Annotated in this window: 23 protein-coding genes; 18 read left to right on the forward strand and 5 right to left on the reverse strand. The window is 67.8% G+C overall.

The window, feature by feature from the left end:
* The first annotated feature begins 2 nt into the window (after window positions 1-2).
* Window positions 3-716: a monofunctional biosynthetic peptidoglycan transglycosylase gene (mtgA, locus tag EAO27_RS10790; RefSeq protein ID WP_242769312.1), complete on the forward strand. Its 714-nt coding sequence runs from the start codon at window positions 3-5 to the stop codon at window positions 714-716.
* Window positions 717-763: 47 nt separating this feature from the next.
* On the opposite strand, the gene EAO27_RS10795 is transcribed toward mtgA, so the two are convergent.
* Together EAO27_RS10795 and EAO27_RS10800 are read right to left on the reverse strand one after the other, a co-directional pair.
* Complete coding sequence (locus tag EAO27_RS10795; protein ID WP_242769314.1) at window positions 764-1,978, reverse strand: acyl-CoA dehydrogenase family protein; 1,215 nt, start codon at window positions 1,976-1,978, stop codon at window positions 764-766.
* Between the two features lie 177 nt (window positions 1,979-2,155).
* Entirely contained in the window at window positions 2,156-3,007 is an 852-nt protein-coding gene (locus EAO27_RS10800) for a flagellin (protein ID WP_242769317.1), read from the reverse strand.
* 243 nt (window positions 3,008-3,250) lie between these two features.
* On the opposite strand from EAO27_RS10800, the gene fliE reads away from it, so the two are divergent.
* The 17 genes from fliE to EAO27_RS10885 are packed head-to-tail and all read left to right on the forward strand — an operon-like array spanning window position 3,251 to window position 16,786.
* On the forward strand, window positions 3,251-3,595 hold the full coding sequence (gene fliE, locus EAO27_RS10805; protein WP_242769320.1) for a flagellar hook-basal body complex protein FliE: 345 nt from the start codon (window positions 3,251-3,253) through the stop codon (window positions 3,593-3,595).
* 3 nt (window positions 3,596-3,598) lie between these two features.
* Complete coding sequence (gene fliF / locus EAO27_RS10810) at window positions 3,599-5,254, forward strand: flagellar basal-body MS-ring/collar protein FliF (RefSeq protein WP_242769324.1); 1,656 nt, start codon at window positions 3,599-3,601, stop codon at window positions 5,252-5,254.
* Window positions 5,247-6,281, forward strand: a complete 1,035-nt coding sequence (locus EAO27_RS10815; RefSeq protein WP_242769328.1) for a FliG C-terminal domain-containing protein — start codon at window positions 5,247-5,249, stop codon at window positions 6,279-6,281. Before fliF ends, EAO27_RS10815 begins: the two co-directional genes overlap by 8 nt.
* A complete protein-coding gene (locus EAO27_RS10820) occupies window positions 6,274-6,873 on the forward strand; it encodes a FliH/SctL family protein (protein WP_242769332.1) in 600 nt (199 codons plus the stop codon). The genes EAO27_RS10815 and EAO27_RS10820 overlap by 8 nt, the downstream gene beginning before the upstream one ends.
* On the forward strand, window positions 6,870-8,201 hold the full coding sequence (locus EAO27_RS10825; RefSeq protein ID WP_242769334.1) for a FliI/YscN family ATPase: 1,332 nt from the start codon (window positions 6,870-6,872) through the stop codon (window positions 8,199-8,201). The genes EAO27_RS10820 and EAO27_RS10825 overlap by 4 nt, the downstream gene beginning before the upstream one ends.
* Window positions 8,198-8,644 carry a hypothetical protein gene (locus EAO27_RS10830; protein ID WP_242769336.1) on the forward strand — a complete coding sequence of 149 codons (447 nt, stop codon included), beginning with the start codon at window positions 8,198-8,200 and terminating at the stop codon, window positions 8,642-8,644. Before EAO27_RS10825 ends, EAO27_RS10830 begins: the two co-directional genes overlap by 4 nt.
* Entirely contained in the window at window positions 8,641-9,858 is a 1,218-nt protein-coding gene (locus EAO27_RS10835) for a flagellar hook-length control protein FliK (protein ID WP_242769338.1), read from the forward strand. The genes EAO27_RS10830 and EAO27_RS10835 overlap by 4 nt, the downstream gene beginning before the upstream one ends.
* A gap of 14 nt (window positions 9,859-9,872) precedes the next feature.
* Window positions 9,873-10,481, forward strand: a complete 609-nt coding sequence (locus EAO27_RS10840; protein WP_242769340.1) for a flagellar basal body-associated FliL family protein — start codon at window positions 9,873-9,875, stop codon at window positions 10,479-10,481.
* Window positions 10,478-11,416 (forward strand): flagellar motor switch protein FliM, encoded by a 939-nt coding sequence (locus tag EAO27_RS10845; RefSeq protein WP_242769342.1) that lies wholly within the window; start codon window positions 10,478-10,480, stop codon window positions 11,414-11,416. Before EAO27_RS10840 ends, EAO27_RS10845 begins: the two co-directional genes overlap by 4 nt.
* Window positions 11,409-11,738, forward strand: coding sequence for a flagellar motor switch protein FliN (gene fliN, locus EAO27_RS10850; RefSeq protein WP_242769345.1), 330 nt, complete (start codon window positions 11,409-11,411; stop codon window positions 11,736-11,738). Before EAO27_RS10845 ends, fliN begins: the two co-directional genes overlap by 8 nt.
* Complete coding sequence (locus EAO27_RS10855) at window positions 11,738-12,022, forward strand: flagellar biosynthetic protein FliO (protein ID WP_242769348.1); 285 nt, start codon at window positions 11,738-11,740, stop codon at window positions 12,020-12,022. The genes fliN and EAO27_RS10855 overlap by 1 nt, the downstream gene beginning before the upstream one ends.
* Window positions 12,012-12,776 carry a flagellar type III secretion system pore protein FliP gene (gene fliP, locus EAO27_RS10860; protein ID WP_242769351.1) on the forward strand — a complete coding sequence of 255 codons (765 nt, stop codon included), beginning with the start codon at window positions 12,012-12,014 and terminating at the stop codon, window positions 12,774-12,776. Before EAO27_RS10855 ends, fliP begins: the two co-directional genes overlap by 11 nt.
* Before the next feature lie 4 nt (window positions 12,777-12,780).
* Complete coding sequence (locus EAO27_RS10865; protein ID WP_242769354.1) at window positions 12,781-13,050, forward strand: flagellar biosynthetic protein FliQ; 270 nt, start codon at window positions 12,781-12,783, stop codon at window positions 13,048-13,050.
* 6 nt (window positions 13,051-13,056) lie between these two features.
* The gene (fliR, locus tag EAO27_RS10870; RefSeq protein ID WP_242769356.1) at window positions 13,057-13,836 is read left to right on the forward strand and encodes a flagellar biosynthetic protein FliR; all 780 of its coding nucleotides are present in this window, start codon (window positions 13,057-13,059) and stop codon (window positions 13,834-13,836) included.
* Between the two features lie 3 nt (window positions 13,837-13,839).
* Window positions 13,840-14,979 carry a flagellar type III secretion system protein FlhB gene (locus EAO27_RS10875; RefSeq protein WP_242769358.1) on the forward strand — a complete coding sequence of 380 codons (1,140 nt, stop codon included), beginning with the start codon at window positions 13,840-13,842 and terminating at the stop codon, window positions 14,977-14,979.
* 29 nt (window positions 14,980-15,008) lie between these two features.
* Complete coding sequence (gene fliD / locus EAO27_RS10880; protein ID WP_242769360.1) at window positions 15,009-16,385, forward strand: flagellar filament capping protein FliD; 1,377 nt, start codon at window positions 15,009-15,011, stop codon at window positions 16,383-16,385.
* A gap of 11 nt (window positions 16,386-16,396) precedes the next feature.
* Entirely contained in the window at window positions 16,397-16,786 is a 390-nt protein-coding gene (locus EAO27_RS10885; protein WP_242769362.1) for a flagellar protein FliS, read from the forward strand.
* 185 nt (window positions 16,787-16,971) lie between these two features.
* On the opposite strand, the gene EAO27_RS10890 is transcribed toward EAO27_RS10885, so the two are convergent.
* The 3 genes from EAO27_RS10890 to motA form a co-directional block, all read right to left on the reverse strand.
* Window positions 16,972-18,036: a sigma-54 dependent transcriptional regulator gene (locus EAO27_RS10890; protein ID WP_242769364.1), complete on the reverse strand. Its 1,065-nt coding sequence runs from the start codon at window positions 18,034-18,036 to the stop codon at window positions 16,972-16,974.
* A gap of 176 nt (window positions 18,037-18,212) precedes the next feature.
* Window positions 18,213-19,061 (reverse strand): flagellar motor protein MotB, encoded by an 849-nt coding sequence (locus EAO27_RS10895; protein ID WP_242769366.1) that lies wholly within the window; start codon window positions 19,059-19,061, stop codon window positions 18,213-18,215.
* On the reverse strand, window positions 19,061-19,924 hold the full coding sequence (gene motA, locus EAO27_RS10900) for a flagellar motor stator protein MotA (RefSeq protein WP_242769369.1): 864 nt from the start codon (window positions 19,922-19,924) through the stop codon (window positions 19,061-19,063). The genes EAO27_RS10895 and motA overlap by 1 nt, the downstream gene beginning before the upstream one ends.
* Window positions 19,925-19,944: the final 20 nt, after the last annotated feature.

Consider the following 19,944-nt stretch of genomic DNA (forward strand, 5'->3'; position numbering starts at 1 on the left):
GCATGGCAACGAAATCACGCGCGCCCGGGCGCAAGCTTCCCTGGTATCTGAGACCCTTCAAATGGCTGCTCTGGTTCGTGATCGCCTCGGTTGCGTGGGTGCTCGTCTATGCCGTCGTGCCCCCGCCGGTGACGCTGACGATGCTGCTCGACGGCAACGGCATCACCAAGGATTGGGAAAGCCTGGACAATATCGATCGCAACATGGTGCGCGCCGCGATCGCTGCCGAGGACGGCAAATTCTGCAGCCACGACGGCTTCGACCGCGACGCGATCGAACAGGCGATCGAGCGCAACACCAGCGGCAAGGGCAAACGCCTGCGCGGCGGTTCGACGATCAGCCAGCAGACCGCCAAGAATGTCTTCCTGTGGCAGGGCAGCGGCTGGACGCGCTATGTCCGCAAGGTGCCCGAAGTGTGGTTCACCTTCCTGATCGAACAGATCTGGGGCAAGCGCCGGATCATGGAAGTCTATCTCAACGTCGCCGAGACGGGGATCGGCACCTATGGCGTCGAGGCGGGTGCACAGCGTTATTTCAAGAAAAGTGCGGCGAAACTCGCCCCGGCCGAAGCTGCGCGCATCGCCGCGATCCTGCCGCTGCCCAAGAAGCGCGAGGCGGTGAGCCCGTCGGGCTTCACCCGCCGCTACGGCAACACCATCGCCGCGCGCATCGGGCAGGTCCGCCGCGACGGACTGGATAGCTGCATCTACAAATAGCGCCTAGCACGGACCGGGCGGCGACGCCCGGCCCGCACCCTTGGCTCTTATGCCGCGCCGGCGTTTTTCCAGTCGCGCTTGATCTTCTTGGCGAGGCTCCATTTATGGACCTCGGTGGGGCCGTCATAGATGCGGAAGGCGCGAACCTCGCGGAACACCTGCTCGACGATCGTCTTGTCGGTGACCCCGGTGCCGCCCATCACCTGGACGCAGCGGTCGGCGATGCGCATCAGCGCTTCGGATACCGCGACCTTCGCCATCGAGCTTTCGGCGGTGCCGAGATCGCCGGTGTCGAGCACCTCGGCGCACCAGCGGATCATCAGTTCGGCCTGCTTCAGGTCGATCAGATTCTCGGCGAGCATGAAGCCGACGCCCTCATGGTCGATCAGCGGCTTGCCGAAGGCGTGGCGGCGATTGGCATAGTCGGTCGCGATCTCGTGCGCACGCTGGCAGGCACCGTGCCAGCGCATGCAGTGCGACAGGCGCGCCGGGCTCAGGCGCACCTGCGCATATTTGAACCCCTCGCCCGCCTCGCCCAGCATCTGGTCGGCGGGGACGCGCAGATTGTCGATGATCACGGTCGCGTGGCCGCCGGGCATCGAGCTGTCGATCGTGTTGGGCACATGCTCGATGCGGATCGCGGGATCGGGCAGGTCGACGAGGAACATGCAGGCGCCGCCGCCCTGCGCGACATCCTCGGCTTTCGCCATGACGATGCCGACCCGGGCGCCGTCGGCGCCGGTGATGAAGCATTTGCGGCCGTTGATGACCCAGTGGTTGCCGTCCATCCGGCACGTCGTCTGCATCATCGACGGGTCCGACCCCGCGCCGCCGTCCTCGGCGGGCTCGGTCATGAAGAAGGCCGAGCGCGCCCGGCCTTCGACGAGTTGCTTCAGAAACCGCTCTTTCAGTTCGGGGCTGCCGACCTTGCCGAGCAGATACATATTGCCTTCGTCGGGTGCCGCGGTGTTGCACGCAAGCGGGCCGAGCGGCGACAGGCCGCTCTTTTGCAACACATAAGCGGTTTCGACCTGCGACAGATGGTCGCCATCGGCTAGAATGTGCGGGGTCAGGACACCGGCGGCGCGCGCCTTTTCCTTCAGTTCGTCGACCAGTTCATCGGTCGGGGCGCCGTGATGGTCGCGGCGCGGGTCGTCCTCGTAAGGCGCGACGACGGTACGGACGAAGGTTTCGACGCGTTCGCCGATTTCGCGCGCGCGATCGGAAACGGTCTGCGCGGCGGCGGTCTGATGCTGGCTCATGTCCTGGTTCCCCTATGGCTTTCGCGGAACCCGTTGGATCATTTGCCGGTCGGGGGCAAGCCTTCGCCTTCTAAGTACCCCAGAAAGGTGGATGCCCCGGTCGTGGGGGACCGGGGCATCGCGAATCAGGCCATCAAGGGACCAACCAAATATGGCCTGAATTCTTGGTAACGCGTCTTAGCGCAGGAGGTTCATCACGCCCTGCTGGCTCTGGTTCGCCTGGGCGAGCATCGCGGTCGAGGCCTGCGCGAGGATGCCGGCCGCCGCGAGCTTCGTCGATTCCGCCGAGAAGTCGGTGTCTTCGATGCGCGACTTGGCGTCCGCCAGATTCACGACAGTCGACGTCAAATTGTCGACAGTGGCTTCGAGGCGGTTCTGCTGCGCACCCAGGTTGGCGCGCTGCGTCGCGACCGTCTGGATCGCGCCGTCGAGGATCGCCAGCGCGTCCGAAGCGCCCGACGCGGTCGACAGATCGATGTCCGAAACCGCCGAACCGCTGACCAGCGCACCGCCGGAATCGAGTTCGCCGATCGCGTCGGCCTGCAGGTCACCGATGGTGATCGCGACGGTTTCGCCGCTGTTCACGCCGGTCTGGATGCTCAGCGAAGCGGTGCCGTCGAGCAGCTTCGTGCCGTTGAAGTCCGAACGGGTGGCGATGTCGCCGATCTGTGAAACCAGCGCGGTGACTTCGGTCTGGATCGCGGCGCGGTCGTCGTCGCCAAGCGTTCCGGTCGACGCCTGCATCGCAAGTTCGCGCATGCGGACGAGGATATTCGAGATGCCGCCCATCGCGCCTTCGGCGGTCTGCGCCAGCGAGATGCCGTCGTTGGCGTTGCGGACGGCCTGGTTCAGGCCGCGAACATTGGCGTCCATGCGGGTCGCGATGGCGAGGCCGGCGGCGTCGTCCTTCGCGCTGTTGATGCGCTTGCCGCTCGACAGACGTTCCATGGCCTGCGACTGCATGCGGTTGGCAACACGCGAATTGTTCTGGGCGCGAAGCGCGCTCACATTGGTGTTGATAACAGTCATTTCATTCCCTTTCCGGCCCCCCAAGGGCCATTCCCGTGGTGTGCGGCTCGGCGAGCTTCACGATTGCGTTAACGGCGGGCGGCGGCGGGGCTTAAGCCGCGGCGTCAAAAAAACGCCGAAGCGGATGTCGTGGCGACAGAATCCAAATATATCCACCTGTATTTCAACGAAAAATATTTTTGGCACGCACTTTGCATTTCATTCTGTACGCGGCGCGATGCCGCTTCGGAACGGATGGGAAGCATGAGCACGATTGACCAGAGCCGGCTGCTGCAGATGCGCAGTTCGATCCTCAATCAGAACCAGGCGCTGCAACGCGCGGCGGGTCGCGGCAGCGCGACCGACGGCGTGCAGGACACGACGGGCATGGCCGATTTCGGGTCGGCGATCTCGAACGCGATCCAGCAGGTCAACGCACAGCAGTCGAAGGCCAGCGACGTCACCGAAGCCTATGAGCGCGGCGACACGCACGACATCGTCAGCGTGATGATCGAGCGCCAGAAAGCCTCGCTCGGTTTCGAAACGACGCTGCAGGTCCGCAACAAGCTGCTGTCCGCCTATCGCGACATCATGAACATGCCGGTGTAATCCATGGCCGAGACCCAAGCCCTGACCCCCGTCGATACGGGCGCCAACCGCCTCCCCGTCCCCAGCTTCGGCGGCCGGCTCGAACCGCTTCAGCAGTTCGTGCGCCAGCCCGCCGTCCAGCGCGCGCTCCCCGCAATCGCCACGACCGCGGCGATCGGCATCGCCGCGCTCGCCTATTTCGCGACCGCCGCCGCGCCGCAGACCCAGCTCTTTGCCGGGCTCGCCGACGCCGACAAGGCCGCGGTCGCCGACGCGCTGACCGCGCAGGGCATCGGCCATACGATCGATCCCGCCACCGGCGCGCTCACCGTCGACGCCGACAAGCTCCACCAGGCGCGTATCGCGCTCGCCGGCCAGGGCCTGCCCAAGGCGGGCGCCGACGGCAGCGAGATGATCGGTTCGCTCCCGATGGGCGCGAGCCGCGCGATCGAGGGCGAAACGCTGCGCGGCGCGCGCGAAGCCGACCTCGCGCGCACGATCGAGGCGATCGACGCGGTCAAGGGCGCGCGCGTTCACATCGCCGCCGCCGAACCCAGCCTGTTCGTCCGCGAGGACAAGCCTGCCACCGCGTCGGTGATGCTCACGCTCCAGAACGGTCGCACCCTGTCCGATGGTCAGGTGCAGGCGATCCGCTTCCTCGTCGCCTCGTCGGTTCCCGGCATGAACGCCGATCAGGTGTCGGTGATCGACCAGCGCGGCGCGCTGCTCTCCGAAAGCGCGACGTCGAGCGACATGCAGGCCTTCCAGCTCCAGACGCAGGTCGAGGATCGCTTCCGCCGCGCGCTCGACAGCCTGCTCGGCCCGATGCTCGGCGCCGGCAATTATACCGTCGAGGTTCACGCCGACGTCGACATGTCCGAAAGCCAGGCGACGCGCGAAAGCTTTCCCGAAAACGACCGCGCGCTGCGCAGCGAACAGGTGACGCGCTCGGTCAGCGGCGAAGGCTCGCCGCCCGCCGTCGGCATTCCCGGCGCATTGTCGAACCAGCCCCCGCCGGCCTCGACCCTCAACGCGGCGCCTGCTCCCGGCGCCGCCCCGGCCGGCGGCCAGACGAGCAGCAACGAAAATGCCGCCCGCGCCTATGAAGTCGGCCGCGAGATTTCGGTGACGCACCGCCCGCAGGGCCAGCTTCGCCGCGTATCGGTCGCCGTCGCGCTCAATCAGGGCAGCAAGGCGCTGAGCCAGGGCGACCTCGCCAAGATCGACAATCTGGTCAAGGGCGCGATCGGCTTCGACGCCAACCGCGGCGATCAGGTCGCGATCGGCCAGCGCCCCTTCGCCAAGATCGAGGATGCCGCGCCCGCCTTCTACGAACAGGGCTGGTTCCTCCCGCTGGTCCAGCAGGTCGGCGCGCTGCTCATCGCGCTCCTCGCCTTCCTCTTCATCGGCCGGCCGCTGATCAAGGCCGCCAAGGCACGCGCCGCCGCACGCGCCGAACGCAACGCCGCGCTCGAGGAATCGCTGATGGCGGCCGCCGGCGGCGAAGGCGGCACGGCTGCACTCGCCCGCCCGCGCGGCCGCGAGATCACGCTCGACATGATCGAGGCGGCGCCGAGCTACGAAGCGCGCGCCAATCTCGTCCGCGAATTCGTCCGTCAGGATTCGGCCCGCGCCGCGCTCGTCGTACGCCAGCTGATGCAGGAGGGCGCCCGTGGCTGAGCTCGACGTCGCGATCGACAGCGCCCCCGCCAAAGCCCCGGTCGAAGGATCGGCGGCCGCCGCGATCCTGCTGATGCTGCTCGACGAAAGCGAAGCGGCGACCATCCTCAAACATCTCGATCCCGATGAGGTGCGCCTCCTCGCCAAGGGCATGTTCGACGCCGCCAACGCCAACGAGGTGCAGATCGAGCAGGCGCTCGACCGCTTCGTCGCGCGCAGCCGCGACGTCAGCGCGCTCGCGATCGGTGCCGACACGCGCATCCGCACCGTGATGACGCAGGCGGTCGGCAATGTCCGCGCCGACAATATCCTCGCGACCGTCGCGCCGCAGCGCAGCGCCGCCTCGCTCGAAATGCTGCGCTGGATGGACATCGACGCGATCAGCGGCCTGCTCGCCAGCGAACATCCGCAGGTCGGCGCGCTAATCCTTTCGGTGCTCGTCCCCGACATCGCCGCCCGCGCGATCGAAACGCTCGACGAAGGGCTCCAGGCCGACCTCGTGCTTCGCGCCGCGCAGCTTACTTCGGTGCCCGCCGCGGCGATCGAGGATCTCGAATCGGTGCTCGCCGCCGCCAATGTCGGCGGTCAGCGCGTCGCCAAGCAGCCGATCGGCGGCCCGAGCGACGTCGCCAAGATCATGAAGAAGATGCCCAAGTCGCTGTCGGAACGGACGATCCGCAACCTCAAGAAGGCCGACCGCCAGCTCGCCCAGACGATCGAGGAAGAGATGTTCATCTTCGAAAATCTGCGCGACCTCGACATGCGCAGCCTCGGCACCATCCTGCGCGGCGTCGACGCGGCGCAGCTCGCGATCGCGCTCAAGGGCGCCGACGACGACATGGTCGACCTCTGCCTGTCGACGATGTCGAAGCGCGCGTCGGAAACGATCCGCGACGAAATGGCCGAAATGACGATGGTCAAGCGCACCGACGTCGACGACGCGCAAAAGAGCATCATGCAGGTCGTCCGCCAGATGGCGGCGTCGGGCGAGATCATGATCGCCGGCGCGGGCGACGACTATGTCTGACCAGAGCTTTGCTCCCACCGCGCTCGCGATGGCGATGGCGAAGCCCGGCGGTTTCCGGCCGCTGTCCTTCGATCCCGCCGTCCGCGCGCGCGAAACCGCCGACGCGGTGCCGCCACCGGTCGAAGCCGAGCCCGGCGAAGACCCGTTCGAAAAGGGGCTCGCCGAAGGCCAGCGCCTGGCCGAGGCCGCGTTCGCGGTCGAGCGGGCGCAGCTGCTCGCGCTCGTCGCGGGCGCCGAGGCGCTGCAGGACGAACCGAGCGAGGAACTGGCGCAGCTCATCGCCGAGACCGTCGAGCGGCTCGTCCGCCAGATCGTCGTCAGCGCCCCGATCGACGCCGAATGGCTGAAGGATCAGGCCGAGATCGCCGCCGCGCTCGTCGCCGAGGCCGACAAGGCGCGCTCCCTGTGGGTGCATCCGCAGGATGCCGCCTTGCTGATGGATGCGAACATCCGCCTGCCGATCGAGGCCGACCCTGCGATGCTCCGCGGGACCGTCCGCATCGAAACCTCGGCGGGCTGGATCGAACATGGCCGCGCCGTCTATCTCAATGAACTGCGCGCCGCACTCGGCCGCGAGGATGACGCCGCATGACCCGCCGCCTCGCCCTCTCGGCGCAGCAATTGCTCGCCCCCGTCGACATCGCCAGGGCCAGCCCGCGCCGCATCGGCACGCTCGTCGCGCACGAGGGCATCATGCTCGAGGTGTCGGGTTTCCCGCAGCCCTTGGGCAGCAACGTCCGCATCAAGTCGGCCGACAACGACTATGTCTATGGCGAGGTCGTCGGGTTTCGCGGCCACCGCAGCCTCGTCCTGCCCTTCGACATGAACAAGCCGCTCGTCACCGGCGCGCCGGTCGAGCCGCACGGCGCATCGTCGATGGTTCCCGTCGGAAAGGCCCTGCTCGGCCGCATCATGGACGCACAGGGCAATCCGCTCGACGGCCGCCCGCCGGTCAAGTCGCAATTCCTGTGGCCGCTCGCCGGGCGCAAGGTCAATCCGCTGCGCCGCGGTCGCGTCACCCGCGCGCTCGACATGGGCGTGCGCGCGATCAACGGGCTGCTCACCGTCGGCGAGGGCCAGCGCGTCGCGATCGTCGCGGGTTCAGGCGTCGGCAAGTCGGTGCTGATGGGCCAGATGATCGCCGGCACCGACTGCGACGTCATCGTCGTCGGGCTGATCGGCGAGCGCAGCCGCGAGGTCAGCGACTTCGTCGAAACCAAGCTCCCTCCCGCGGTACGCAAGAAATCGGTCGTCGTTGCGGTTCCCGCCGATCATCCGCCGCTGCTTCGTCTGCGCGCCGCGATGCGCGCGACCGCGATCGCCGAAGCCTTTCGCGACGAGGGCAAGAAGGTGCTCCTGCTCATCGACAGCCTGACCCGCGTCGCGCATGCGCAGCGCGAGATCGGGCTGACGCTGGGCGAGCCCCCGACGATGAAGGGCTATCCGCCGTCGGTCTTCGCCCTGATTCCCTCGCTCTGCGAACGCGCCGGCATCGACCGCCAGACCGGCGGATCGGTCACCGCGCTCTACACCGTGCTCGCCGACGGCGGCGACATCGAGGATCCGGTGGTCGACAGCGCGCGCGCGATCGTCGACGGCCACATCATCCTGTCGCGCGCCATGGCCGAACAGGGCGTCTATCCCGCGATCGACGTCGCGCGATCGCTGTCGCGCACGATGGTCGACTCGGTCGATCCCGAACATGCCGCCGCCGCCGCGCGCTTTCGCCAGCTCTGGTCGGCCTATGAAGAAAATCGCGACCTGATGCTGATGGGTGCCTACGTCGCCGGGGGCGATCCGGTGCTCGACGAAGCCATCGCCCGCCGCGCCGACCAGCTCGCCTTCGTGTCGCAGCCGGCCAAGGCTCAGGTCGATTTCGAAATTTCCCGTCAAACCCTCGTAGAAGGATATAGTGCATGACCTCTCGCACCGCGCGCCGCAAACGGATCATTCGCGTTCGCAGCGTGGAACATCAGATGGCGGAGGCCAATCTTGCGCGCGCCAATGGCGAGCTCGCGAACCTTGTCGAACTCGCGAAGCGCCTCGAAACGCTACGCACCGACCTCGCGATGGCGAAGGGAGCGGTTGCCGGGCGCGCGCTCAACACGATCGGCGAGCTCGGTATGCGGCTCGACATGGCCAAGGAAAACCTCGTCGCGCCGCTGGCGGGCGCCAGCGCGCGCCGCGACCAGATGGGGGCGCTCGCGCAGAGCGCGATGGCCAAGGAAGAATCGGCGGTGCGCCTCTACGAACGCAGCCGCAAATCCGCCGAGGCCGAAATGGAACGCCGCAGCGACGCCAACCGTCCGCACCGCGCGCGCGGCGGCATGCGGCTGCGCCTGATCGACGGCGGCGTCGCATGATGGGCGCGTTGCCGCAAACCTCGGTTCCCACGCTGCTCGCGCCGCTCGCGGCGACGGGGCTGCCGCTGCCGCAGGGCGCCGGCGAAGCGGGCGGGTTCGAGCAACTCGTCGCCGTACAGGCGAATGCGGCGGCGCCCGCGTCAACCGGCGCGGTCGCTGCCCTGCCGGCCTTCACCCTGCCCGCCGGATCGGCTCCGGCGCTGCCCGATGCCGCGGCCGCCTCGGCACCGCAGGCCGCGCAGCCCGCCCTCGCCCTGCCCCCGGCGGCGGCTCCCGAACCACAGGTCGAAGTTGAAACCGGCGCCGTCGCCCCGGCGCCGAAAGCCGATGTTCCGACCGCCGACGATGCCGTGACCGCCGCCAACTGGCTGGTCGACGCGATCGGCCGCTTTGCCGCCCCCACTGCCGCGCAGCCCGCCAAGCCTGCCGCCGGCGCGCAGCCGGGCGAAGCCGTCGCCGACGGCGAAGCGGCCGGCGCAGACGCCGAGGCCGGTGCAGCAGCCCTGCCCGGGCTGCCGACGCCGCCCGCGACCGTCACGCCCGCCGCCCCCAAACCCGCCGCGGAAAGCGCATCGCGCCCGGCCGCGCGCCGCGACGAAGCCGCCGCGCTGCCGATGGTCACGCCCCGGCCGCGCGACGCCGCCCAGCCGCTGCCGGCACCGGCACTCGCCGCCGCCGAACCGCAGGCGGCCCGGCCCGCCGCCGAGCCGTCGATGGCGGTGCTCTTCACCCAGCCCGCGGCCTCCGCGGCGGGGATCGCCGAGGCGGCGAAGCCCGTCATCGTTGCGGAGCGCACGCTCGATCTCACGAGCGACGACGCCTGGATCGAACAGCTCGCCTCCGACATCGCCGCGACCAAATCGGCGACGAACGAGGTCAGCTTTCGCCTGATGCCGCGCCACCTCGGCCGCCTCGACGTCGCGATGATGGCGGGCGACGAGGGCGTGACGGTCCGGATGGACACGCAGAACGAGGCGGCGGCCACGATCGTCGCCGCCGCGCAGCCGCGCCTCGTCGAGGACCTGCGCCAGCAGGGCGTCCGCGTTGCCGACGCGCAGGTGAACTGCACCCCCAACGAGACCGGGCGCCAGTCGCAGCACGGCCAGGGCCGCGCCCCGGCCCCCGACGCCGCGCACCTGATCGAAACCGCCGATGACCGCGCCGACGCGCGCGAAACCGAACATGCCGCGGGTCGCCGCGGCCGCTTTGCCTGACGAGGAGCTGAACGATGAGCAAGGACAAGGCCGAGGCCGAACCCGTGAAGAAGGGCAAGATGAAGAAGCTGCTGATGATCGCCGTCGGGGCGGCGGTGCTGATCGGCGCCGGCGCGGGTGCGGGGCTGTATTTCGGCGTCGGCATGGCCGCCTCCCCGCCGAAGCCCGAGGATTTCTATCCCCGGCTGGTCAAGCGCAGCGCCGATGGCGAGGCCGCGCCCGAGGCGAAGAAGAATGAGGAGGCGCCGCCGAAGGTCGGCACCGTCATCGTTCCCAACGATCGCTACAAGGTCGACCCGCGCAAATATGAGATCACCTATTATCCGATCGAGCAGGCCTTCACGACCAACCTCGCCGACGGGTCGGGTTTCCTCCAGGTCGGGATCAGCCTGTCGACCTATTATGACGGCAAGGTGATCGCGAACGTCCGCCGCCAGGAAGTGCCGATCCGCTCGGCGGTGCTGATGGTTCTCGCCGAACAGGATCCGGCGCTGATCTCCACCTCGCACGGCAAACAGCAGCTGCAACGCCAGCTCGCGGGCGCGATCAACACCGTGCTGCGCGACAAGGAAGGCTTCGGCGGCATCGACAATGTCTATTTCACGAGCATGGTGATCCAGTGAGCGCCAAGGGCAATCCCTTCAAGGCGCCGAAAGCGCCGGCCGCCAGGGCCGCGGCGGCGACCGACGCCAAGGCGTCGTTGCTGCTGCGCAAGGCCGAGGACGGCTATGCCTTTCCGCTGCTCGAGACGGTCGCCAACCAGTTTGCGCGCAGCCTGCGCGACCTGATCCGCGCGCTCGGCGCACCGACCGTTCAGGTCGAACGCGCCGACGCCGAGCAGATGCGCTTCGCCGACTGGTGCAGCGCGTCGGCCCCTGCGATCTTCTGGCGCTATCACGCCCAGCCGCTCAAGGGTCCCGTCCTGCTTGCCGGTTCGCGCGCGCTGCTTCTCCAGCTCGTCGACATCTTCTACGGCGGCAAGGGCCAGCTCGCGAGCGAGCGCGAGGAACTGACCGACGCCGAGGAGCGCTTCGCCGCCCGACTCGGCGGCGACATGGGGCTGCAGCTCGCCGCGGCGTGGGGCGACAGGATCGGCCTCGCGCCCGAACTCGACTGCGTGACCAGCGATCCCGCCAAGCTTGCTGCAGTGCGCGCCGACGACGACCTGCTCGTCCAGCGCTTCACGCTGCGCGGCGGCGTGCTCGACGGCCGGACGATCGCCTGCGCCTATCCGGTCGCGGCGCTGCGCGGCATCGCCGACGTCGAACCCGCCGCCGACGCGCGCGAAACGCCGCCGGTCGACGCCGCCTGGAACGCGACGCTGAACGGCGCGCTCAAGGGCGTGCGCCTTCCGGTGCGCTCGGTTCTCGCCCGTCCCGAAATTTCTTTGGTCAAACTGCTCGGTTTGGAGGTCGGTGATATCATTCCGTTAACCATTCCGCGCAATGTTCCGATAACCGTAGCCGGTCGCAATTTCGCGGTCGGTTCCATCGGCGAAGCCAACGGCAACGCCGCCATCATGATCGAAGCGATCGAAAAAGGACCGGACCATGAGTGACATCGGCGAAGCCCCTGCCCGCGATCGCCGCGGCAACAAGGACATCGCGTCCGCGCCCAATTTCGACCTGCTCGCGGGCGTGTCGCTGCGCGTGTCGGTCGAGGTCGGCTCGACCTCGATGACGCTCGCCGAGCTCCTCTCGATGAGCGAAGGCAGCGTCGTCGAACTCGATCGCGCCGCCAACGACCTGCTCGACATCTATGCCAATGGCACGCTGATCGCGCGCGGCGAGATCGTCAACGTCGACGGGCGCTACGGCATCCAGGTCGCCGAGGTCGTCGCCGCCGACCGCGGGCTCGCCGGTTTCGACCGGAGGGCCTGATGTTCGAATATATCCTGCGCCTGCTGATCCTGCTGCCGCTCGTCGGCGGCATGGCGTGGGGCAGCCTCTGGCTGTGGAAAAAGGTCCAGATGGGCACGCTGCAGCTGCCCGGACAGGGCGCGAAGCGCGCGCGCGCGATCGAGATGATCGACATGCTGCCGCTCGGTCCCGGGAGCAAGCTCACCGTCGTCGAATTCGCCGGCCAGCGCATCTTGCTGGCGGTGTCGCGGAGCGGCATCACCCGCCTCGCAGACAACAGCCAGGGCGACTTCCATGTCGACTAGCCGCTGGCTTCGTCCCGTCGCGCTCGGCGCGGGCCTCGCGCTGCTCGTTGCGGCGCCTTCGGCCTATGCCCAGACCGCCGACGGCCTCAGCCGCGCGGTGAACGAGATCGGCGGCGACGGCCGCCCCTTGAGCCTCTCGCTCCAGATCCTCGTCCTGATGAGCCTGCTGACGGTGCTGCCGTCGCTGCTCCTCATGATGACCAGCTTCACGCGGATCATTATCGTCCTGTCGATCCTGCGCCACGCGCTCGGGCTGCAACAGACCCCGCCCAACCAGGTTCTCGTCGGTCTCAGCCTCTTCCTCTCGCTGTTCGTGATGCAGCCGGTGATCAGCGAAGTGAACCGCGTCGCGATCGCCCCCTATGGCCAGGAACAGATCGATATCGGCACCGCCGTGGTGCGTTCGGGCGACGCGCTGCACGGCTTCATGCTGACCCAGACGCGCAAGTCCGACCTGATGATGTTCGCCAAGATCGCCAAGGCGCCCAGCTACGCGAGCCCGAAGGACGTACCCTTCTCGATCCTGCTCCCCGCCTTCGTCACCAGCGAACTCAAGACCGCCTTCCAGATCGGCTTCCTGATCTTCCTGCCCTTCCTGATCATCGACCTGATCGTCGCGTCGGCGCTGATGTCGCTCGGCATGATGATGCTGTCGCCGACGATCATCTCGATGCCCTTCAAGCTGCTGCTCTTCGTCCTCGTCGACGGCTGGGCGCTGACGATGGGCTCGCTCGCCTCCTCCTTCGGGACGTAGCGGCATGGAAGCCGACTATTTCATCGGAGTCGCGCAGCAGTCGCTGTGGATCCTCGCGCTCGCGACCGCCCCGCTGCTGATCCCCGTGCTCGTCGTCGGGGTGCTGCTGGGCATGGTCCAGGCGGCGACCTCGATCAACGAACAGACGCTGACCTTCGTGCCCAAGCTGATCGTCGCCGCGATCTGCCTCGCGATTTTCGGCGGCAGCATTCTCGTCCTGCTCACCGACTTCACGCGCGAACTCTTCGCCCAGATTCCGACGCTCGTCCGATAAGCCGGCATGAACCCCGCCGACATCCCGAATGTGGAAGCGATGCTCCAGCTGTGGATGCTCGGCATGATCCGCCCGGGCGCGGCCTTCCTCGCGGCCCCGGTATTCGGCGCGACCAATGTGCCGATCCAGCTCCGTCTCGTGATGGCGCTCGCCGTCGGCGTTCCCGCGGTCGCGGCCTCGGGCATGACGCTGCCCGCCGACGGGCTCGTCTCCTTCCCCGGCTTCATCCTGATCACCGGCGAGGTCGTGATCGGCCTCGCGATGGGCTTCGTGCTCCAGATGGGGCTCGCCGCGGCGCTGCTCGGCGGCGAGGCGATCAGCAATGCGATGGGGCTCGGCTTCGCGTCGATGGTCGATCCGCTGAGCGGCACCGCCAGCTCGGCGATCGGCCAGTTTCTCTCGATGCTCGCGACCGCGATCTTCCTCGCCGCCGACGGCCACCTCGTGCTGATCTCGATCATCGTCGACAGCTATGACGCGCTGCCCCCCGGCGGCGCCTTTCCCTCGTGGGATGCGATCGGCGGGATCATCCGCTTCGGCAGCCTGATGTTCGCCGCCGGACTGACGATCGCGCTGCCCGTGGGTTTCGTGCTCATCCTCGTCCAGATCATCATGGGCGTGATCGGCCGCTCGGCGCCGGCGCTCAACCTGTTCGCGGTCGGCATTCCGGCCACCCTGCTCGCGGGCGTCATCCTGCTCGGCGTCGCGACGCCGGTGATGGCCGAAGCGCTGGCCCAGATCCTCTCCGACGCGCTCGATGCGGCGCGCATGGTCGCGGCGGGCTGATCGATGGCCGGGCAGACCGAAAAGGACCAGAAGACCGAACTTCCGACGCCCAAGAAACTCGCCGATTCGGCGCGCGAGGGCGATGTGCTGATGTCGCGCGAACTCGCAACCGCGCTGATGATGCTCGTCGCCGCGGGCTGGCTGCTCGCCGCGGGCGGCTGGTTCGTGCGCTCGGCGGGCGAGGTCGTGACGCGCGGACTGACGATCGACCATGGCGACATCGCGAATTTCGCCCCGGCCGAAGCGTTGCTGCGTGTCGGCTTCTATGTCGTTCTGCCGCTCGCCAGCCTGTTCGCCGCGGCGCTGCTCGCCGCCGTCGCCGGTCCCGCGCTGCTCGGTTCGATGGGCTGGCGCGGCAAGGCGCTCGCCTTCAAGGGCAACCGCATGAACCCGATGAGCGGGCTCAAGCGCATGTTCGGCGCGCAGGGCGCGACCGAACTGGGCAAAGCGCTGGCGAAAGTGCTGCTGCTCGGCACGATCGGCTATTGGCTCGTCGCAAAGAATCTGCCCGCGATCGTTCAGATGGCCGCGAGCGACCTCAACGGTGCGATCGGCCTCGCCGGCCAGGCGGTCGGCCAGGCGGTGATGACGATGGCCGGCGGGCTGGTCGTGATCGCGCTGATCGACGTGCCCGTGCAATGGATGCAGCGGCGCAAGCGGCTGATGATGAGCAAGCAGGAAGTGAAGGAGGAGATGCGCCAGTCCGACGGCGCCCCCGAACTCAAGCAGGCACAGCGCCAGCGCGCGCACGAAATCCTGAGCGGTTCGGCGCGCAAGGCGGTGTCCGACGCCACGGTGATCCTCACCAACCCGACCCATTTTTCGGTCGCGCTGCGCTATCGCCCCGGGGTCGATGCCGCGCCCGTCGTCGTGGCGCGCGGGCGCGGCGACGTCGCACTCGCGATCCGCGACCTCGCGCGCACCGCCAACGTCCCGATGCTCGAATATCCGCAGCTCTGCCGCGCCATCTATTTCACCGCACGCGCCGGGCGGACGATCCCCGAGGAATTGTTCGTCGCGGTCGCGACGATCCTCGCCTTCGTCTTCCGCCTCGAACGCGCGGTCGCCGACGGGCTCGCGCAGCCCGCGGTCGATGTGCCCGCCTCGCACCGCTTCGACCCCGAGGGGCGAAAACAGGCTTAATCGCCGCCGCGCCGCGCCGTTAACAGACCATGGTCAGTTCAATCTCCAACAGCCTCGGCTTCGGATCGGGCGTCGACGTCGCGCAATTGGTCGCAGACCTGTCGGCCGCGTCGCGCGCACCGAAGGTCGAGCGCGTCGCCCAGCTCGCCAAGCAGAACCAGGCGCGGATCAGCGCGCTCGGACAGGCGCGATCGGACCTCGTCGGTTTTGCCGACTCGCTCGAACAGATGATATCCGACGGGACGCTGCGCAGCACCCCGACGGTTTCGGACGACAGCGTGCTCGGCGCGACCGCGCGCGCCGGAATGACCGCCGACAGCTTCTCGGCGACGGTCGAGGTGACCCAGCTCGCGCGCGCGCAGACGGTGTTTTCGGGTATCGTCGCCGACAAGGCCGCCGCGATCGGCACCGGGACGATGACGCTGACCGTCGGCGGGGTCGCCAAGACGATCTCGATCGGCAGCACCAACAACAGCCTCGACGGCCTCGCCAATGCGATCAACGCGAGCGGCGCGGGCGTCACCGCGTCGATCATCGCCGACGAGGGCGGGCATCGCATGATCGTCAAGGGTCCGACGGGCGAAGCGAACGGCTTCACGCTGACCGCCGACGCGGGCGCCGATCCCGGCCTCACCGCACTTTCCTATGGTTCGGGCGGCGGCATGACGCTGGGCCAGTCGGCGACGAACGCCCGGTTCATGATCGACGGCATCGCCTTCAGCCGCGCGACCAACATCGTCGACGACGTCGTCCCCGGCATGTCGCTGACGCTCAAGAAGGCCGCTCCCGGCCAGCCGGTCGACATCGGCGCGAGCCGCCCGCTCGACATGATCAAGCAGACCGTCGGCGATTTCGTCGCGGTGTACAACCAGCTCAAGACCAGCATTACCGCAGCGACCAAGCTGTCGGGGGCGACCACGGGGCTGCGCGAACTCGAGCGCGAGCTCAACAATCTCATGAGCAAGGTGCTCACCAGCCACGGCAGCATCAACAAGCTGACCGACATCGGCATCGCGACCACCAAGGAAGGGACGCTGGCGCTCGACACGGCAAAGCTCGACAAGATACTGGCGGCCGATGCCGGCGCGGTCGAAGCGATCTTCAACCCGCGCCGCGATGCGACGCATAACCAGACGAGCGACCCCGGCATCGCCTTTGCGCTCGATGCGATCCGCGACAAGGCGATCGCGACCGACGGGGTGATCGACCGCGTCTCGAAATCGCTCGCCGACAAGGCCGAAACGCTGACCGAGCAGCTCGAGGCGATCGAATTGCGCGAAAGCGCCTACAAGGCGCGGCTCGAAAAGCAGTTCGGCGGTCTCGACGCCAAGCTGGCGGCGTTCAAGGCGACCCAATCCTATCTCGAGCAACAGATCGAGATCTGGAACAATCAGTATAAGAGCTGAGGGCGACGATCGTGGCAGCCACCGCTTCGACCGTCCGGGCGACGGGTCATTATCGCCGCATGCAGGCGGAAAGCCGCGCCGCCGGCGCGGACCCGGTCGAACTCGTCACCATGCTCTACGACGAGCTCGAGGTCGCCGTCGGCGTGCTCGGTGCGATGGTCCGGCAGGGGCAGCCGATCTCGGCCACCGAACCCGCGCATCGCGCGCGCGCGATCCTGATCGGGCTCGACGCGGGACTGGACCATGAGGCAGGCGGCGACGTCGCCGCCGCGCTGTCGCGCGTCTATGCCAGCATGCGGCGCAAGCTCGACAAGACGGTCGCGGCGAACGATGCCGACGGGCTGGCCGAACTGCTCGACGGGATCCAGACGGTCAGCGGCGCCTGGCGGCAATTGCGCTAGGACCGACCCTCGGGGCCGGCCGCTGGTGCGCCCTTGCGCGGCACTATCGTAAACATCGGGAAAATCATCGGCGCAAACGGGTACGGCACCGGCTCGCTCCCCTGCCCCGCGACCAAGGTGGGGACTGGTATGGGGTGGGAAGCGAACCGGTGCCGATTCAGCGGCACTGAGACGGGTGGGGACGCTCAGGCTGCCTGTTGCTGAACTCCATATTTGCGCATCTTTTCGATCAGCGTCGTGCGCTTGAGCGTCAGGAGGCGTGCGGCCTCCGAAATGATGCCGTCGGCCAGGTCGAGCGCGACGTGGATCTGTTCGAGCTCGATCGTCTCGATCTCGCGCTTGAGGTCGATCGGGCGACCCGGCGCCGGCGTCTTGCCGAACGGCATGGCGGGCGCGGCGTCGTCGCACTCGATCGGCATCGCCACCGGCGCCGCGGGCGCGGTCCGCCGCGGCTGGAGCGCGGCCGTGGGGTTGATCAGGATGGCGACATCCTCGATGCCCAGCGTTTCGCCGCCGTGGAGCACGCTGGCGCGCTCGACGAAGTTGCGTAGCTCGCGGACGTTGCCCGGCCAGTCGTGCTGCATCAGCAGCGCCATCGCGGCATCGTCGTAGCGGCATTTGGCGTCGGCGGGCATCTTGCGCTGGAAATGACGGATCAGCGCGGGAATATCCTCGACGCGGCTGGCAAGGCTGGGGACCTGAAGCACAACCACGCCGAGCCGGAAGAACAGGTCTTCGCGGAACTTGCCATCGGCGATCGCGGCGCCGAGATCCTGGTGCGTCGCCGAAATGACGCGCACGTCGATGGGGCGGACCTCGCTGCTGCCGACGCGGACGATCGTCCGCTCTTCGAGCACGCGGAGCAGCTTGACCTGCATGTCGAAGCGCATGTCGCCGATTTCGTCGAGAAAGATGGTGCCGCCTTCGCTGGCCTCGAAATGGCCGGTGCGGCGGGCATGGGCGCCGGTGAAGCTGCCCTTTTCATGGCCGAAGAGCTCGGATTCGATGAGGTCGGCCGAAATCGCACCGCAGTTGATCGCCGAAAAGGCCTTGCCCGACCGGGCGCCTTCGTCGTGGATCGCGCGGGCCACCAGTTCCTTGCCGGACCCCGACGGGCCGCACAGCATGACCGATGCGTTCGAACGGGCGACGCGGCGGATCATCTCGCGCAGTCGGACCGTCGCCGGGCTCTGCCCGATGATCAATGTTTCCAGCACGGCCTGGTCGCCGTTTCGCCCCACCTCAGTCATTTCGGTCTCCACCGCGCCCCCCGGCGCTCTCTCGATGGATCAGGAAATTGACGAAATTGGTAAACAAGACGCTAACGCATTCGCACTAACCCATTCAAAACAAAGAGTTATTGCCAGATTGGCAGCATTGCCTGCGCAATCACGTCGTTAACGATGACAATGCTGCCAGATTGGCACTAATCGTCCCAGCCGAGGGTGATCGAGATGCGCCGGTTGCGCGGGTCGAATCGGTTCGACGGGACGTAGGGTTCGCGATCGGCGACCCCTTCGATGCGCGAAAAGCGGTCGGCGGCGATGCCGCGAAACTCGAGATACTGGCGCGAGACTTCGGCGCGCTCGACCGACAGGCGCCAGTTGTTCGTCCCTGCCTTCGCCGACCAGGGCGCCGCGTCGGTGTGGCCGCGGATCATCAGCTGGTTGGGCACGTCGGCGACGAGCGACGCGATCTCGCCGAACAGGCGGTTCGCGGGCGGGGTCAGCTGATTGGTGCCGATCGCGAACATCGCAAAGTCGGCATCGTCGACGATGTCGATGCGCAGCCCTTCGCGCGTTTCGGTAAAGCGGACGTTGGGCGCGAGCCGGCGCAGTTCGGCCTTGGCTTCCATCCGCACCATCAGCGCCTTGGCGAGCGCCTGGAACTTCGCGCGCTCGCGGTCGCGCCCCATCGCCTCGCGCGGGCCGCCGGTCGCGTCGCGCGGGATCGTCATCGCCTTGGTGCCGGTCTGCCCCGCCTCGTGCGGATATTTGTCGACGGCGACCAGCGACTCTCCGCCGAACAGCCCGGTCGAACCCGCGGTGTCCTGCTTCGTCTGGACGATCGTCGGCGCGAAATAGTCGGCGAGCGCCTTGCGCTGTTTCTCGGTCGTCGCGCCGAGCAGCCACATCAGCAGGAAGAACGCCATCATCGCGGTCACGAAGTCGGCATAGGCGACCTTCCACGCGCCGCCGTGATGGCCGCCATGCGCTTCCTGGATGACCTTCTTGACGATGATCGGGCGGAGCGGCGTATTCGGACGCGCAGCCATCAGCGGCCCCGCATCCCGTCGAACACCTCGGCAAAGCTCGGCTGGTTGTCATGGTCGACCCCCGAGCGCGCGGCTTCGATGACCAGCGGCTGCGGATGGCCGTGGAGCGAGGCGATGATCAGCTGCTTGACCGTGTGATAGATGGCGGCGTCGCTTTCGATCACCGCGCGTGCGCGCGTCGCGAAGGGGCCGACGAGACCATAGGCGAGCAGCACGCCGAGGAAGGTGCCGACGAGCGCCGACCCGATCATCGCGCCGAGCACCTCGGGCGGCTGGTCGATCGACCCCATCGTCTTGACGACACCGAGCACCGCCGCGACGATGCCCAGCGCGGGCAGCGCGTCGGCGAGGCTCTGCAGGCCGTCGGCGGGTTTGATCGCATGATGGTGGTGGTTCTTGAGCGCGCTGTCCATCACCTCCTCGACCGCATGCGGGTCGAGCGTACCCGACGACACGACGACGAGGCGCAGCGTGTCGCAGATCAGGTGGACGAGCGTCTGGTCCTTGGCGAGCCGCGGATATTGCTGGAAGATCGGCGAATTCGCGGGATCCTCGATATGCGGTTCGACCGCGACCGGCCCCTCGGTGCGCATCATCTTCATCAGCGTCGAGACGAGCAGGATGCAGTCGAGATAATCGGCCTTCTTGTACGTCGGCCCCTTGAACACCTTGGCAAAGCCGCCGCCGAGCGCTTTCAGTTCCTTGCCCGAATTGCCGATGATCAGCGATCCGACCGCGGCGCCGCCGATGATCAGCATCTCGTGCGGCAACGCGTGCAGCACCGGTTCGAGATTGCCGCCGGTCAGCGCGAAGCCCCCGAAAACCAGCAGCAGCAGGACGATGATGCCGACAACGGGAAACATGCAGGTCTACTCCAGTCGGG

Origin of the sequence: Sphingopyxis sp. YF1 (genome assembly GCF_022701295.1) — a bacterium.
Lineage (GTDB): Bacteria > Pseudomonadota > Alphaproteobacteria > Sphingomonadales > Sphingomonadaceae > Sphingopyxis.